Origin of the sequence: Paenibacillus mesophilus (genome assembly GCF_005938385.1) — a bacterium.
In the GTDB taxonomy this organism is placed as follows: domain Bacteria; phylum Bacillota; class Bacilli; order Paenibacillales; family NBRC-103111; genus Paenibacillus_AB; species Paenibacillus_AB mesophilus.
The window spans coordinates 80703-95632 of sequence record NZ_VCRA01000018.1; the positions used below are offsets into that span (position 1 = coordinate 80703).

Here is a 14930-nt window from a genome sequence, read left to right on the forward strand (position 1 = left end):
AAAAGATCATACCAAATTCATCATATTTCCAGTAAAATAATTCCTTGAAAGGGTTTACTCGAATGCGCGCCCGCTTTCGGTAAACGTATAGGAGCTGCTGCGTGTTGAGTGCGTATTACGCAGTAGCTCCTAGGTCCTAATTGCTTTGATTTCAACCTGAAGGGGGATATGGAATGATTGGGAAGAAGCAGGCAGCCACGCGGAAATTCCGCCTGAATTGGGGGTGGCACCGTTCGATCGGATTCAAGCTTTTCGCCGCTTTTCTGGCCAGTATCGTGCTGACGTGCGCCGCGGCGGGCTGGATCGCGTATCGGATTTCGTCCGATGCGCTGAAGCAGAAGGTGGGCGACAACATGCAGCAAGTCGTCCAGGACGCCGCGAACAATACCGACCGGTGGTACAAAGTGATGGAAGGTACGTACAACCAGTTGGCCGTGTACGCGGACAAAAATCAGTTTACGACGAAGGACCGGCGGAACTTGGAGCCGCAGCAGGAGCCGCTTGCAAGCGAATACAAGCGATTGATCGCGCAAATTAAAGCATTCGACGACGAAATCGCCCAGAAGACCGAACAGGCGGGCAAGGTGACGGAGTCGAAGGACCGGATCAAGATCACCGAGGATATCGCCCGGGCATCCCAAGGGAAATCGGCGATCATGCCGAGGTACAACGAGTTGAACTTGCCGAAGAGCACGCTCGACGGCGCGATCAACAACTACATATCCGCCTATGCGCTCACGAACGCCGATATGATCTATTCGATCGGTCTCGTGCGGTTCAACGGGGAAAACCAGCTGACCAGCATCAACGGCAAAGCGAAGACGCCCGACCTGTACAGCTTGCCGTGGTCGGAAGAGGCACTCAAGGGGAAAGGGAGAAACGTCTACCTTCCTCCGCAGAAGGGCTCCTACGTAATGAACGACGCCGAAACTCCCGTATTTGCGATCGCCAAATCGTTCTGGAGCCCGGAAGACCAGAAGTGGGCCGACGTGCTGATCGTGGAGTATAAGCTGAAGTTTTTTGAAGATTTGCTGAGGCCGATCAACTTCGGCGGCATGGGGGACATTCATCTGATCGGCAACGCCGGCAACAGCTTGTTCACGAACCGTCAAGGGATCGGGTTCGGCGATCCCGCCGTCGTCAAGCCGGTAGAGTCGACGAGCATCGTGTCCGACGGGGGCAAAGGCAACCAGCTTGTTTCCTCGAAGCTGCTGTCCAACATCGATTGGACGATTGTGGGCGCGATTCCGGAGGACAAGCTGCTGGAAGACGCGAAGACGATCCAGAACGGGCTCGCTTTGCTGATCGTAGGCGGCGTCGTGCTGGCTCTGCTGCTCGGTTGGTGGGGATACCGGACGATCGGCCGTCCGCTCATGCTCGCGGTGAGCAAAATGCGGCAGGCGGAGAACGGCGACCTGAACGTCCGTCTGCAAATGAAGCGCCATGATGAAATCGGCTCGGTGGGCGGGAGCTTCGACAGCATGATGGAACGGATCGGCGGCATCGTGGCCCAGACGGGACAATCGGCGGATCGTCTCATGCAGGCGACGGTCAAGATCAACGAGCTGGTGCAGCGATCCAGAGCCGCTTCCGGAGAAATTGCGGTTGCGATGAACGAGGTTTCCTCCGGCGCGGACAGCTTGTCGCGCGATGCGGAGAAAAGCACGCTGCTGACCGGAGAAATGACGAACCGTCTGAACGATGTGATCGACGTAAACCGCGATATGAAGGAAATTGCGGTGCAAGTCGAGCATTCGGGCAGAAGCGGCGCCGCGGCGATCGAGGAACTGACCAAGCACAACCAGGCGGCCGAAGGAGTCGTATCGTCGCTCAGCGAAAGGATGGAGCGTCTGCAGGCCGGCACGGAATCGATATCGGTCGTGCTCGATATCGTAGGGAACATCTCCAAGCAAATCAATATTTTATCGTTGAACGCTTCGATCGTGGCCGCATCGGCTGGCGAAGCCGGCAAGCCGTTCATGGTCGTCGCCGGGGAAATCCGCAGCTTGGCGAACCAGTCCAAAGATTCGATCGCTTCCGTGGAAGCGGTTATCGCGAACATTCAGACGGAGATGACCGAGACGAGCCGCCTGGTTGCCGATTCGCTGCCGATCTTCCAGCAGCAGAGCGATATTTCCAGATCGTCTCAAGAGATTTTCCGTCATGTCGAGTCTTCGATGGGACCGTTTATGGACAGCGTGCAGAAAGTATGGACTTCGCTCCAATTTTCCGTGGAGGCTCAATCGGAGCTGTCCGGGATGATGATGCAGGTAAGCGCCGTTTCCGAGGAATCGACCGCAACGACGGAAAACGTTGCGAGCCTTGTCCGCGATCAACACGAATCCGGCGGCGAGCTGGTGCGGATGGGCGAGGAGCTCGAGCAGCTGGCGAAGGAATTGAGACAATCGTTGAAGGTGTTTCAGCGCGATTGATTAGGCGGCTGCACACCTGACCGGGCGCATGCATAGGATGGGAGCGTAAATAATGAAACGGAGGGATAGTTTCATGATGAACGCACCCATCCCACAGCAGCAATCGGTGTATCAGGCGGAGCCGGCGCTTGTCCAGTCGGTGAAGAGCGCGCGGGACCGTATTCACGAAGTGGCGCGCCATTGCATCCACCGCCCGGTCCAGGTCCAAACGATGGACGGACATGTGCACGTAGGCGTCGTCGTCCATGTGGACGACAACCATCTATACTTGCGCGTCTCGGTTCGCGACGACCAGACCCGCGGATTTTTCAATCCGCTGTACCAGGCTTCCGTGTACAATGATGTCATTTTACCACTCGTACTGTATAATTTGCTCGTCATTACGCTCCTGTACACGTAGCCATGTAAGAAGAAGAGGCGTTCCGTGATGGCGGGACGCCCTCTTCCTTCCTTGCTTGTGCGGTGGACAAGCAAGAACTTGAATAATCCTATTAACATTATAGGAAAAGTATGATATGATACCGTCAATATGACACTTGAGGTGAGAGAAATGGCTGTTGAAACTTTTAAAGCAACCGCGCATTTGCAAGAAGGAGTAGTCGTCAAAGTCCGTTCCAGAAATTTCGAGCTGACGATCGACGAACCGAAGAGCCTGGGCGGAACGGACACCGGGATGAATCCGGTCGAGGCTGTTCTCGGCGCGTTAGGCGCCTGTCAATCGATCGTGGCACGGGTATACGCGAGAAAGTTTAACGTCCGGCTCGACGATTTTTGGGTGGAGCTGGAAGGCGATCTCGATTTGGACGGCTTCTTCAACAAGTCCGACGTACGCAAAGGGTATTCCGACATCCGCTATACGTTCCATATCAAAACCGATGCGCCCCGGGAACAAGTCGAGCAATTCATTGAATTTTTGGAGCGGACATGCCCGGTAGGAGACACGATCGCCAATCCGGTCAACCTCAAGCTGAGCGGCATCGTGATCGAGAACTGATACATACTCAAACTATACGAACCGCTCGAGCGTCGTAATCGACTCGAGCGGTTTTTGTCATCAACCGTTGCTTGGCTCGGCCGCAGCAGCCGGAGTCGCCGGAACGATATCCATCAGTTGAACGCCGACGGGCTGTATTTCATTCAAATGGACAATTTCCTGCTTGTACAGCGCCAATTGGTTGGCGAGCGCTTGTCGGATCGTATTGCCGTCATTCGTCTGCACCGCCTTGTCCAGCTCCGACCAACCCTGCATGAACGGGCTCATGGGCAGATCGGCCGCAATTGCGGATACGCTTATGGCGATAGCTGCATTCTTGTCGTCAGCCGCCACGCCGACAGCGGCACCCCCGATCAATTCGACCCGCTCGGCGGCAATTTCCGCCTTGGTCAGCTTGACGGCGTCCGTCGCAAACACTTTCGAGATCGTGACGGACTTATCCAAGCTCAACGCTTCGCTCAGCACGGCCGCCGGTTCCTCTCCGGCTTCGGACGTTCCAAGCTCGACTTCGCCGATAGGTAACGCCTTGATGGTTGCCGAGATGCCGCCGGCGTTCATTTTAACTTTGGAGCGTAATGCCTCGTGATACTGCGACAGCGTCTGCTGCCAATCGGATACCGTCTCCGGGGCATACGTCTCGGCCAGCTTCACCGGGTCCAGCATGCGGGCGGCGGACATTTGGATCGCCGGCAGCACTTTGTCCGTTTCAAGGGTAGTGTCGGCAAAAGCGGACGGGCTCGCGAAGGCAGAGAGCAGCAAGGTGGACAGCGCGATTTTGTGGAACAGTCGTTTGTGGTTCATTTCGATCAACACTCCTAATCGGGTTAGATTTGTTTTACAGTTCCCAGTGTATTGCCGAACGATGGCAAACCGTGGTGCAGATTGTGGAAAAACGATGGCATTGCCCCTCATGGCCGTACGCTCTGCTACAATAGAGAAGAAGCCTAAGTATGGAGGGCGTAAGGATGAACGAATATTGCATTGCCGTCGTGGACGACGATCAACCTATACGCGAGCTTGTACAAGCTTATTTGCTGAAGGAAAATTTCCGCACGGTCGGGCTTGCCACCGCCGAGGAGGCGTGGGAGCTGTGGAGGACGGCGCCGCCGGACATGTGGGTGCTCGACATCATGCTTCCGGGCATGGACGGCTACGAGTTTTGCAAACGAATCCGCTACGAAGCGGAAGTGCCGATCATTATGATTTCCGCGCGAGACAACGAGGTCGATAAAATATTGGGCTTAGAGCTCGGCAGCGACGATTATTTGGTTAAGCCGTTCAGTCCCCGCGAGCTGGTCGCCCGGATCAAACGGCAGCTACATCGGCTGCACAGGCTGAAGACGATCGACGAGAGCAAGCAGGAAGCCGCATCCGTGCTGCAGGTCGGAGGCGGCCAGCTGCAGTTGATGCTGGAGCAAAGGCGCGTGTTCTGGTGCGGGGAAGAAGTGGACATGACGTCCAAGGAGTTCGCCCTGCTTAAAGCGTTCGCCGAACGGCCGAACCGGGCTTTTACGAGAGACGAGCTGCTGACGCTTGTATGGGGAGACGATTATTTCGGCAGCGATCGTGCGGTCGACCATTTGTTGAAGCGGCTGCGCAAAAAAATCGAGCAGCTGCCGGTAGAAGCCGTATGGGGGCACGGCTACCGGCTGCGGACGGACATGGGGGGGACCGAGGATGAAGCTGCTAGTTCAGATTAATGTCGCTTTCGGCGTGCTGCTCGTGCTGGTTTTGTCGGTGACGGCGGTTATTTTCCACTATGTGCTGCTCGATCATTTCATTAAGGCCCAGAAGAAGGATATGCAGCAGATGAGTTCGACCATATCGATGAAGATGCAGGCGCTTCCCTTATCCGAGGCCGCAAGCGCCGCTGTTCCGGCCGTATCCGAGACTCCGGTGCTGGCTTCTTCGCTTCTAGCTACTCCGATTGCCGTATCCCCGCTGCTAGGCATCGATGCGATTATTACGGATAACCAGGCCAATGTCGTGTACAGCACCCTGCCTGGCGCTTCCGCGCAAATATCCGTCGCCAGAATCGAGGAAGCCGGCGTTTCCAAACTCCAGATGCTGCGCGAAGGCAAAGATGATAGGTACCTTGTCGCGACGAACGATCTTAGCGACGGGACGCTGACGCTGTTCATGCCGATGAGCAAAATCAAGGCGATCGAGCAGGCTGTGCTCGGGCGGCTGCTCGTCGTGCTGTGCATTGGCGGGATACTCGTGTTTCTGCTCAGTCTGATCATTACGCGACGGCTGATCAAGCCTTTGATGAAATTGCGCGGCGAGCTGCGGAAGGTGGAGAACCGGCGGTTCTCGGAGGTCAAGCTGGTAGAGGCCGGAGGAGAGATCGGCGATGTGGCGCAGACGGTGTACGAAATGGCCGAGGAGCTGGAAACGTACAGCCGTATACAGAAGCAGTTCATTCAGAACGCCTCCCATGAGCTGAAAACGCCGTTAATGTCGATATCGGGTTACGCCGAAGGGATACGCGACGGAATTTTTGAAGGCGAGAGCGTACGGAAAGGGCTGGACATCATCATTAGCGAGAGCGGCCGGCTGAAAAACATCGTCACCGAAATGACGCTGCTCGCCAAGCTGGAAGGAGAAGAGCATATTTTCAAGCTTGCGGAGGTAGACATCGTCGAGCTGATAGAAGAAACGATCGAACGGATCAACCCTCTGCTGGTCCAAAAAGGATTGACGATCGAAACCGCCATTGCGGGCGAGCTGGCCGACGCATTGGTTGTTCGGGCGGATCGGGATAAGCTGCTTCAGGCTTTGTTGAACGTCGTTTCGAATGCAACGCGTTATGCACGCCATCGAATCCTCATTCGCGCAGGCATGGGCAAAAACCAGATCGAGCTATCCGTCACGGATGACGGCGGAGGCATTCCGGACGACCTGCTTCCGCAGCTGTTTCATCGTTTCGTGAAAGGGAAGGAAGGGGAAACGGGACTCGGCCTCGCCATCTCCCGGGCGATCGTGGAGCGGTGCGGCGGCACGATATCGGCGCGTAACGATGAGGCGGGAGGGGCCGATATATCGATGCGCTTCCCGGCGGCGGCATAGTCCGGCCGAAACGATAAGCCCGAACCCGATTTGTCATTGCGACGGTCGGGTTCGGGAGTACGAAGCAAATCTTCACTTCCGGGGGATTGGAATTACTTTTTCAACTCGGCCTGAATGTCTTTGCTCATCTGCTCGTCCGCCTCGCGCAGCGCCGTGTTGATATCTTTATTTTCGAACAGGACGCCGTTGATCGCTTTATTCATGCTGGCGAGGAACTGGGTCGTCATATTGCCGAAACGAACCGGAGCCGGATTTTTCAGCTTCGTGAATGCGGTTACGTTTTTCCCTTGCGTGCCCGTTATGTCGGCGCCTGTCTGACTTTGGATCGCCGTGTCCTTCAACACCGTCAGGCGCATGCCCCGGGTCATCGCCGTTTGCACCTCGTCCGACAGCAGGACGGAGAGCGCTTGAGCGGCGGCGTCCTTATTCGGGCTTTGCTTCGTGATCGTCCACCAATGGGCGTTCATTTCCGCGCCGATGCCCGGCGCTTTTGCGTTTTGCGGATAAGTCACGACGTCGAATTCCAAGTCTTTGTCGGCCAGAAGCTCTTGGAAGACAGCGGTTTGGATCGTTCTCATCCCGACGCGCTTCTCTTGCGTCCATGCCTTGTTCCAATCCGTGCTGCTCGGCGGAGAGCCGATCGACCGGTAGAAATCGCCCCAGAACTGCAGCAAATCTTTCCAGCCTTGGGCTTGGAGCAGCGGCTGATTCGTCGTAAAGTCGGCAAAAGGAAGGCTTACTTGCTTGTAAGCGTCGGTGTAGGTCCGGGCGAGGCTCAAGCCGTAATATTGGATGCCTTGCTCGGATCTTGTCAGCCTCTTGGCAAGCTCGGTCGTATCGTTCCAAGTCATGCCGTCCTTCGGAAACGGCACGCCGAACCGGTTAAATACGCTTTTGTTGTAGGCGAGCACCCAGGTCGACTGGTAGACGGGGAGGCCCGGCAAATAGCTGAGCCCGAACTGGGGCTTGGGGGCATCCAGCAATTCCTGCTGGATTCGGCCCAGCTCGATCTTGTGCTTCTTGAACAGCTCGGACGCGTCGTACACGAGCTGCAATTCCAGAAGAGGCCCCATATTCGCTTGCTGGACGGCATATATATCGGGAACTTGGTTGGCGGCGACCAAATCTTGGATGAGCTGTCCTTTGGCGGTCGTATCGATCCTCTTCAACGTAATGTGCGGATATTTTTTGCCGATAGGCTCCACGACATATTTGGCAAATTCCGCATCGGTCCATACGGCGGCCGGCCCGGCGATCGTTAGCGTCACCGGCTGGGGCGGAGCTGCCGCCGGAGCGTCCGGCGATTTGGCCGCGGGGGCTTCCTTGCCGCCGCAAGCGGATAGGGCGAATGTTGCCAGCACTGCGGCGGACAGCGCCATCCATTTGGTTCTCCTCTTGGCCGAGGGGTCGTGTCCGTGTACCATTCGTTCTTCAATCATCGTGATTCCTCCTCACAGTCTTGTTGTAATAATTTAATCAATAAGTAAAATATTTACAATTTGGAGTTGAGAGGGGGCAGACGGGCACAATACCTCACCCGACGGTGCGGTCATCGTACGCCGGCGCGCAAGAAGACAACGTTTCCTGCAGCCTGTCGCATAGCTCCTCCTCTTGAATCAAATCGGACCAATAAGCCTTCAAATGCTTGATCAGCAGCCCGAACCCGGCCACCGACAAATTCAAATCGCTGTGAAGGCGCAGCGAGAACAAAAGCTCCCGGAACATGCCGTACCGGCTCGGACTATTGATTCCGGGCATTTCATACGCGGCTTCGGCCACTTCCTTGCATGCCGGAATACTAGTCGTCGTCCGGCGGATGAACTCCTGGCCCTGCACGGAGGCGATAAAGTCGACGAGAACGGCTGCCGCTTCTTTCTTGGAGCTGTTGATATGGATGGCGATGCCGCATATGACGGCCAGCGTCCGCGGCTCCGAGATGAACGGAACGGCGGAAATATCGTAGGGCACACTCGTGTTCGCGAGTTCGTTTATGCTCATATAGTTGTTCAAGATCATCGACACTTTTCCTTCGACGAACAAGTTTTGCACGTCGTTGCTGTTTTCCGACAAATAGAGCGGGAAAACATGCCGGTTATGAATGATCTGCTTGCACAGCCGGATGCTGTCCAGCAGCCGGGTTCCTTGGATCGACTTAAGCTTGCCGTCCTCCCAATCGAACTTTTCTCCGCTTTGCAGCAAAAATACCGGCCAGCGGTTTTCCGAAGGAAGATGAAAGCATAGACCGTATCGGTCCCCTCCGCCCGACAAGGCGGTCGCCGCCTTGATCAAATGCTCCCATGTCCAGCTCCCGTCCGGCTCGGGAACGTTCCGCTCGCGGAAATGTTCCTTGTTATAGCAAAGCACGATCGGCGAAAAGATGATGGGCTGCGCATATAAGGCGCCGTCCAAGGCAAATGCCTTCGTCAGAAAAGGGTAAATCCGCTCGTTTTCCTTCAGCGTCTCGAGGTTGTGGCTCTGCTTTGTTTCGACCAGTTCTTGAAACTGAAACTGATTTAAGATCATGACGTCCGCAGGCATACTTTTCGTACACTCGTTCATGATGCTTCCGAAGGCCGTTTCTACGCGGATCCAAGGGTACCGGAGATGGAATTCGTGCAGCAGCTTCTCCAGATTGATGTCGCGCAGCATCGAGGGCGGGCACATCATGGTCAGTGTAACGCGGGTGCGCTGCGTAACGATGCGGTTGCCGACGCTCGGAATTTTCTCGATAAGGCCTTCTTTGACGAGTGTGACCAAACCGATTCTAAGCGATTTGTTGCTGATCTGGAACCGCTCCGCCAAGACGGATTCGGAAGGGAGGAAGCTGCCGACGGGGTATCGTCCGTCGAGAATTTCGTCGCGCAGCGTCTGTACGACTTCCTCCAGCCGTTCGTGAAATTGTTGCTGTGTCGGTCTGCCCTTCATGTTCCCGACTCCTCTTTGCATAATATGAAGTAAGCGCTTGCAAATACCTCCGTCCGTTCTCTAGGCGTTCTGAGTTTAAAGCCCCCTTACGCGTTGCAATGTACATACCGATGTACAGACCCATGAAATAACAGAGCGGATGTTAGTAATGGTTAGTGGAAACGATGATGTAACCGCTTAATTCAACAATAGGGAAATCGCTATGTTGTGTCAATATGGATTATGTACATCGGAACGGGAATCGGGAGCGGGGGTATGAGGGGACGAAAAAACGGACCCGCGATCGCTAATGCGAGTACGGAGTCCGCCTTCTTTCAGCCGCCGATAACGGCCGTTTCCCTAACGTTTCAGAATGTTTAAGTTCGCTAAAGTGTTAAAGCGAACAGCGACATTCTGAACCAAGAGAAACTTCCGCTAAACCGCGGTCGCTCATCCTTGAAATACGTCGATAGACGTTTTTCTTATTCCACGATATCCCCGATGAACGCTTCCCGTACCCGGTTCCAGAACGGAAACGGGCGGTACCGTACGAAAGAAACTTTCCGGTCCGCGACCATGCAGCGTATCGAGATGAGGTCCGACAGCTGCATGTTCAGATGATCGAGCGTAAGTAATATTTTTTGCCCCTTCTTCGGGTAAATGTCGCAGTGATGATGCTTCGGCAGCACGATCGAAGAGCCCAGCGAGCGGTATACCCGGTTGTTGAGCGAGGCCATCTCGGCAATTTGCACCGCTTCGAGCGATGGATGCAAAATCGCGCCGTTCAGACTCCGGTTGTAGCCGGTGCTGCCGGTCGGCGTGGAGATGCAGATGCCGTCTCCCCGGAACATTTCGAACCGTTCGTCGTTAATGCGAAGCTCGGCGACAAGCGTCCCTTCGACGCCCTTGAGCGTGCATTCGTTAAGCGCCAAATACGTTTCGGTGCCCTGTTCGGTGACGATTTGGATTTCGATGATCGGGTATTTGACAACGCGAATCGGCTCGGCGGTGTCCGCCGCCATGTGACGAATAAGCGTGTCCAGCTCTTGGGGCTTCCAATCGGCGTAAAAGCCGAGATGGCCGGTATGGATGCCGACGAAGGAGGTTTGGTCCAGCCTGTCGGCATATAGATGAAACGCGTGCAGCATCGTGCCGTCGCCGCCGATCGATACGACGATGTCGGGACATTCCGGGTCAAGCGCCATGCCGCATTGCGCAGCCAGCTCGTGAAAGCGTTCCTTCAGCCGGACGGACGTATCGTCGCCCCGGTTCACTACGTTGTACTTCACACGTTATCCTCCTCAAAGCTTTGCCGTAGGCAAAGCTTGCATCGTAAGCGTCACTGAGCTTTGCCGTAGGCAAAGCTTGCATCGTAAGCGTCACAGAACTTTGCGTAAGCAAAGTTTGCATCGTAAGCGTCACTGAGCTTTGCCGTAGGCAAAGCTTGCATCGTAAGCGTCACTCGGCACCACAAAGCTATATACTCACCATCATAATCAATATTCCGGCTCAAAACAATGGCGGAATCGGCGCGTCCGTCTCGGGCCTTACATGCGGAGGCGGCGCAGCAGCGGACGGAGGCACAAATAGGCCGCATGCAGCACGCATAGTAGCGCGATCGTTCCGATGAACAGAATACCGGAGAGCGGGAACAGGACGGGCAGTCCCGCGTATAGACCGTTCTCCGCCGAGAATGCCGGCAGGGCATCCGAGATGGCGACTTTGGCCGGAGAGAGGGGCTCCCAGAGGACGAACACGGCTACGGCTGCCAATATGCCGTGCGCGAACCGCGCGATGCCGAACGGAGCATACCGCAAATCCGTCCGGTTGAGCAGACTGACTACTTGGGCATGAACGGACATCCCGCCCCATGACAAAATGAACGCGGCGATCGCCACTTTGCTTGCGAGCGTCAAGTGCGCGCCCGCTCCGGCCGCCGATTTGGCGCCCAGCGTCACTTCGAACAAGCCGTTCACGACGGCCTGCGACAGCTCCGGAGGTACGCCCGCGCTTTGCAGAACGGTATTGACGGCCATATATAAGCCGTTCATCACTTGGGACAGCGTCAGCACTTCTAATACGACGCAAAAAAATACGACAAGACCGCCGACGACCATTATGAGTCGGAGCGACGATTGCAGCGCGTCACGAAGCATCTCGCCGAACGTGCGGCTGTCGAGCAGACGCGCACGATGCATAGCCTGCATCGCCCGCTTGAACAGAAACGCGCCGGATGATTTCGGGGCGGCCTGCTCGAGCGGTCTGCTCCCGTGATACCGCATCAGGAAGCCGATCGCAACGCTCGTCCCGTAATGGGCGGCTGCAAGCACGACGGCCAGTCCGACGTCATGGAAGAACCCTACGGAAACGGCTCCGATCAAAAAGATCGGATCCGACGTCGTCGTAAAGGCGACCAATCGTTCGCCCTCGTCCCGGCTTACGAGCCGCTGCTCCCACAATTGGGCGGTCAGACGGGCGCCGACCGGGTAGCCGGAGGCGAAGCCCATCGCCATCACGAAGCCGCCGATTCCGGGAACGCGGAACAAAGGCCGCATCATCGGATCGAGCAGCGTTCCGAAAAAATGGACGATGCCGAAGCCGAGCATCAATTCCGCGATCACGAAAAACGGTACGAGAGCGGGGAACAATATGTCCCACCAGATCGATAACCCGCGTAGAGCCGCAGTTAGCGATTGAGCGGGAAAAACGATCATCATGGCGGCGACGGCGATCAGCCCTGCGGCCGTCATTGCCGTTTTCCATACGCGGGCAGCTAACAATAGAAACACCTCGATCGTACGAGTAGTCTCTACATAGTATGTTTGAGACACCGCGGACATGCAGGAGCACCGGGCGATTGAAACCGGATACATTTTTAACGGAAAAGGCTGATATTTCTCGGCGAATATGGTAAACTAAAAAAAAGTGAAAACGGAGTGATGCTAAATGATGAGTGTAGTCACAGGGTTAATTGTATGCGCCTTCGTTTTTGTCATCCGGGAAACGCTCATGGGTTCCTCCGAGGAAGATATCGAAAATTGACGAATCCGGTCTTTTTTCCGGTTAACAAGCATACGCGTGACGCCGCTCCTGAAAAAAGTTGGCGTCATTTTGTTGTTGTGTTGTATAATGTGGGTGACATAACTAGGACAGGTGACGGATATGAACGAACAGAAGAATAGTGCTAATTCCCTATACGAAGCGATCGGCGGCGCGGAGACGATTACGAGGCTCGTTCAAGCTTTTTACCCGAAAGTACAGGCAGATCCGCATATAGGTCCCCTCTTCCCGGACGATATCGATCCGGTCATGGAGAAGCAAAGGTTGTTTCTCACTCAATTTTTCGGAGGGCCCCCGCTTTACTCGGACATGTACGGTCATCCGATGATGCGTGCAAGGCATTTGCCGTTTCCGATCACTCCCGAGCGGGCCGATGCGTGGCTTTCCTGCATGAAACGGGCGCTTGCGGAAGCGGGTATCGATCCCGAACTGCAGGCCGTCGTGTTGGAGCGCCTGAAGGGGCCGGCCTATCATTTTGTCAATACGAACGAATAACCGGCGGATGAGCAGCCATGTTGCGGAAAGGAAGACAGACCATTGACGGAATTGGAACCCCTCTATTTGATCAAAGTAACGTGCATGTGCTGCGAGCAGTCGTTTCAAACGTCCCGGGTCCGCACGAGCTTCAAGAAAACGGCCAAGACGGATAGCGATTTCTGCATTCATTACAAAACGGTAAATCCCGACTTCTACGTCGTCAGGGTTTGTCCGTTCTGCGGTTTCTCGTTTACGGAAAACTTTTCCGACCGGCTTACCCCGAAGCATAAGCATCTGTATTTGGATAAGCTCGGGAAAAATTGGAACGGGCTGGATTTGACCGGGGAACGGGACTGGAATGAAGCGATGCAGTCCTACAAGCTGGCGCTGCTGTGCGCCCAGATCAAGGAAGAGAAGGACCGCGTCATCGCGGGGCTGCTGCATCATATCGCCTGGCTGTACCGGTACAAGGACAATAAGGAGCAGGAGAAGCGTTTTCTCGAATTCGCCCTGGAGTCGTATGTGAAGGTGTTCGAAACCGAAGGCGAAGATGTGAACAATGCACGCCTCATGTATTTGATCGGCGAGCTTCACCGCAGACTCGGCAACTACCAGAAGGCGGTGCTCTGGTTCGGGCGGGTCATCAACGACAAGAAAATTATGGATTCCGCGATGATCCGGGCGTGCCGGGAGCAATGGGTGCAAACCCGCGAGGATATGCTCGCCGCCAAGCTGGATCTTCCCGACGAAATGAAGGAAGGCGGTTCGTAAAGCCGTCCGCAACGTTTGATTCATGATTCGAGACGAAAGCTCCACGGTTGTGGGGCTTTTTGTTGTTCCACACGAAACACCCCATCCGGTTGTCCGAAGGGGGCTAGAAGAATGCGATCGCGGAATCGGCGCGTTCATGAAACGTGTAGCGGTTTTTGCCGCTGCGCTTGGAGTCGTACAGCGCTTGGTCGGCTTCCGCCATTAAGCGGTACAAGTCGTCTTCCGGATGATTGGCGGACGAGATTCCGATCGAGATGGAAATCGCTTTGCCCGGCTGGACTTCCCGTCCGGCGAACGGATGGGCGGCCACCGTGTTGCACAGCTTGTGAGCCAGGAAAGAAAGCAAGTTGCGGTCGACCGTATCGCACATGACAATAAATTCTTCCCCGCCGTAACGGGCGATATAGTCTTTCTCGCCGATCGCAGTGCGAAGCAGCTGACCGACCTCGCGAAGAAGATGGTCGCCCTGCAAATGGCCGAGCGTATCGTTGAAGTTTTTAAAATTGTCGATATCGATCATGAGAATGCTGATACGGCGCTTCTTGAGCGTATTGTCGGCGATTTCCAGGAAGCTGCGTATGTTCGGCAATCCCGTAAGCCGGTCCTGGTTCGCTTCCAGCTCCAGCTGGCGCTGAAGCAGCCAGTTTTTGTTCTCGTCGTTGTGCATGGCGATGAGCACGAGCAAGCAAAGCAATGTAATCGCAAGCATATAGACGTTCATCAGCAAATATTCGGACCATGGTGCGGGAATGATGAAATAGCCGGCCGCGGCCTTCACGGAGAACAATAGGGATGCGATTAGGAGTCCATCGGTCAATCGGATCGGATCGAAGCCCGTACGGTATTCCTTATGATGCACAAGCGAGCTGATCAGAGCGGGGAAGAGCAGTCCGTGCAGCAGCTCATAGAGCATGTATGGCTGATTCAGCCACATGCCGAAGGCCGCCGGCGGAATAACCGACAACAGCGCCACGGGCAGACCGAGCCTCAGTCCCGCCATAATGATCGGAATAAAGCGGAGATCCTGTTCGATCAGGTCGGTCGGAATCGGCAGCAGCATCATCAGAATGGAAGCAAGTCCGGTAAACAAAGGGACGAGCACCATTTCATTTACACTGCCCGTAACGCGGTTCTGCAGCTTCAATGCGATATAGCTTAAAGTAACCAGGGTGCAGGAGTTTGTTACCGGAATGAGGTATTCGTTCATTGCTATTCGCTCCTGA

The 14930-nt window shown here is 55.3% G+C and carries 13 protein-coding genes; 7 read left to right on the forward strand and 6 right to left on the reverse strand.

Features of this window, described 5'->3' with window-relative positions:
- The first annotated feature begins 173 nt into the window (after positions 1–173).
- The 3 genes from FE783_RS26175 to FE783_RS26185 all read left to right on the forward strand — a co-directional run bounded on the left by FE783_RS26175 (position 174) and on the right by FE783_RS26185 (position 3426).
- On the forward strand, positions 174–2432 hold the full coding sequence (locus FE783_RS26175) for a methyl-accepting chemotaxis protein (protein WP_138882321.1): 2259 nt from the start codon (positions 174–176) through the stop codon (positions 2430–2432).
- A 73-nt stretch (positions 2433–2505) separates the two neighbouring features.
- Positions 2506–2832: an acetyl-CoA acetyltransferase gene (locus tag FE783_RS26180; RefSeq protein WP_138882322.1), complete on the forward strand. Its 327-nt coding sequence runs from the start codon at positions 2506–2508 to the stop codon at positions 2830–2832.
- Positions 2833–2982: 150 nt separating this feature from the next.
- A complete protein-coding gene (locus FE783_RS26185) occupies positions 2983–3426 on the forward strand; it encodes an OsmC family protein (protein ID WP_138882323.1) in 444 nt (147 codons plus the stop codon).
- Positions 3427–3486: 60 nt separating this feature from the next.
- Here the strand turns inward: FE783_RS26185 and FE783_RS26190 are convergent, their stop codons facing one another.
- Complete coding sequence (locus FE783_RS26190; RefSeq protein ID WP_138882324.1) at positions 3487–4227, reverse strand: hypothetical protein; 741 nt, start codon at positions 4225–4227, stop codon at positions 3487–3489.
- Positions 4228–4391: 164 nt separating this feature from the next.
- On the opposite strand from FE783_RS26190, the gene FE783_RS26195 reads away from it, so the two are divergent.
- Together FE783_RS26195 and FE783_RS26200 are read left to right on the forward strand one after the other, a co-directional pair.
- Positions 4392–5126, forward strand: a complete 735-nt coding sequence (locus FE783_RS26195; protein WP_138882325.1) for a response regulator transcription factor — start codon at positions 4392–4394, stop codon at positions 5124–5126.
- Positions 5104–6495 (forward strand): sensor histidine kinase, encoded by a 1392-nt coding sequence (locus FE783_RS26200; protein ID WP_138882326.1) that lies wholly within the window; start codon positions 5104–5106, stop codon positions 6493–6495. Before FE783_RS26195 ends, FE783_RS26200 begins: the two co-directional genes overlap by 23 nt.
- Positions 6496–6587: 92 nt before the next feature.
- Here the strand turns inward: FE783_RS26200 and FE783_RS26205 are convergent, their stop codons facing one another.
- The 4 genes from FE783_RS26205 to ylbJ all read right to left on the reverse strand — a co-directional run bounded on the left by FE783_RS26205 (position 6588) and on the right by ylbJ (position 12149).
- Positions 6588–7934 (reverse strand): ABC transporter substrate-binding protein, encoded by a 1347-nt coding sequence (locus FE783_RS26205; protein ID WP_138882327.1) that lies wholly within the window; start codon positions 7932–7934, stop codon positions 6588–6590.
- A gap of 94 nt (positions 7935–8028) precedes the next feature.
- On the reverse strand, positions 8029–9420 hold the full coding sequence (locus FE783_RS26210; RefSeq protein WP_158302034.1) for an extracellular solute-binding protein: 1392 nt from the start codon (positions 9418–9420) through the stop codon (positions 8029–8031).
- A gap of 461 nt (positions 9421–9881) precedes the next feature.
- Complete coding sequence (locus FE783_RS26215; protein ID WP_138882329.1) at positions 9882–10688, reverse strand: NAD kinase; 807 nt, start codon at positions 10686–10688, stop codon at positions 9882–9884.
- A gap of 258 nt (positions 10689–10946) precedes the next feature.
- Positions 10947–12149 (reverse strand): sporulation integral membrane protein YlbJ, encoded by a 1203-nt coding sequence (gene ylbJ / locus FE783_RS26220; protein ID WP_138882371.1) that lies wholly within the window; start codon positions 12147–12149, stop codon positions 10947–10949.
- A gap of 412 nt (positions 12150–12561) precedes the next feature.
- Here ylbJ and FE783_RS26225 point away from each other — a divergent pair, with 412 nt between their 5' ends.
- Both FE783_RS26225 and FE783_RS26230 read left to right on the forward strand, forming a co-directional pair.
- Positions 12562–12954: a globin domain-containing protein gene (locus FE783_RS26225; protein WP_138882330.1), complete on the forward strand. Its 393-nt coding sequence runs from the start codon at positions 12562–12564 to the stop codon at positions 12952–12954.
- Positions 12955–12996: 42 nt separating this feature from the next.
- On the forward strand, positions 12997–13707 hold the full coding sequence (locus FE783_RS26230; RefSeq protein ID WP_274381461.1) for a DUF2225 domain-containing protein: 711 nt from the start codon (positions 12997–12999) through the stop codon (positions 13705–13707).
- A 103-nt stretch (positions 13708–13810) separates the two neighbouring features.
- Here FE783_RS26230 and FE783_RS26235 read toward each other — a convergent pair whose 3' ends face one another.
- On the reverse strand, positions 13811–14914 hold the full coding sequence (locus FE783_RS26235) for a GGDEF domain-containing protein (RefSeq protein WP_138882331.1): 1104 nt from the start codon (positions 14912–14914) through the stop codon (positions 13811–13813).
- Positions 14915–14930 lie beyond the last annotated feature (16 nt).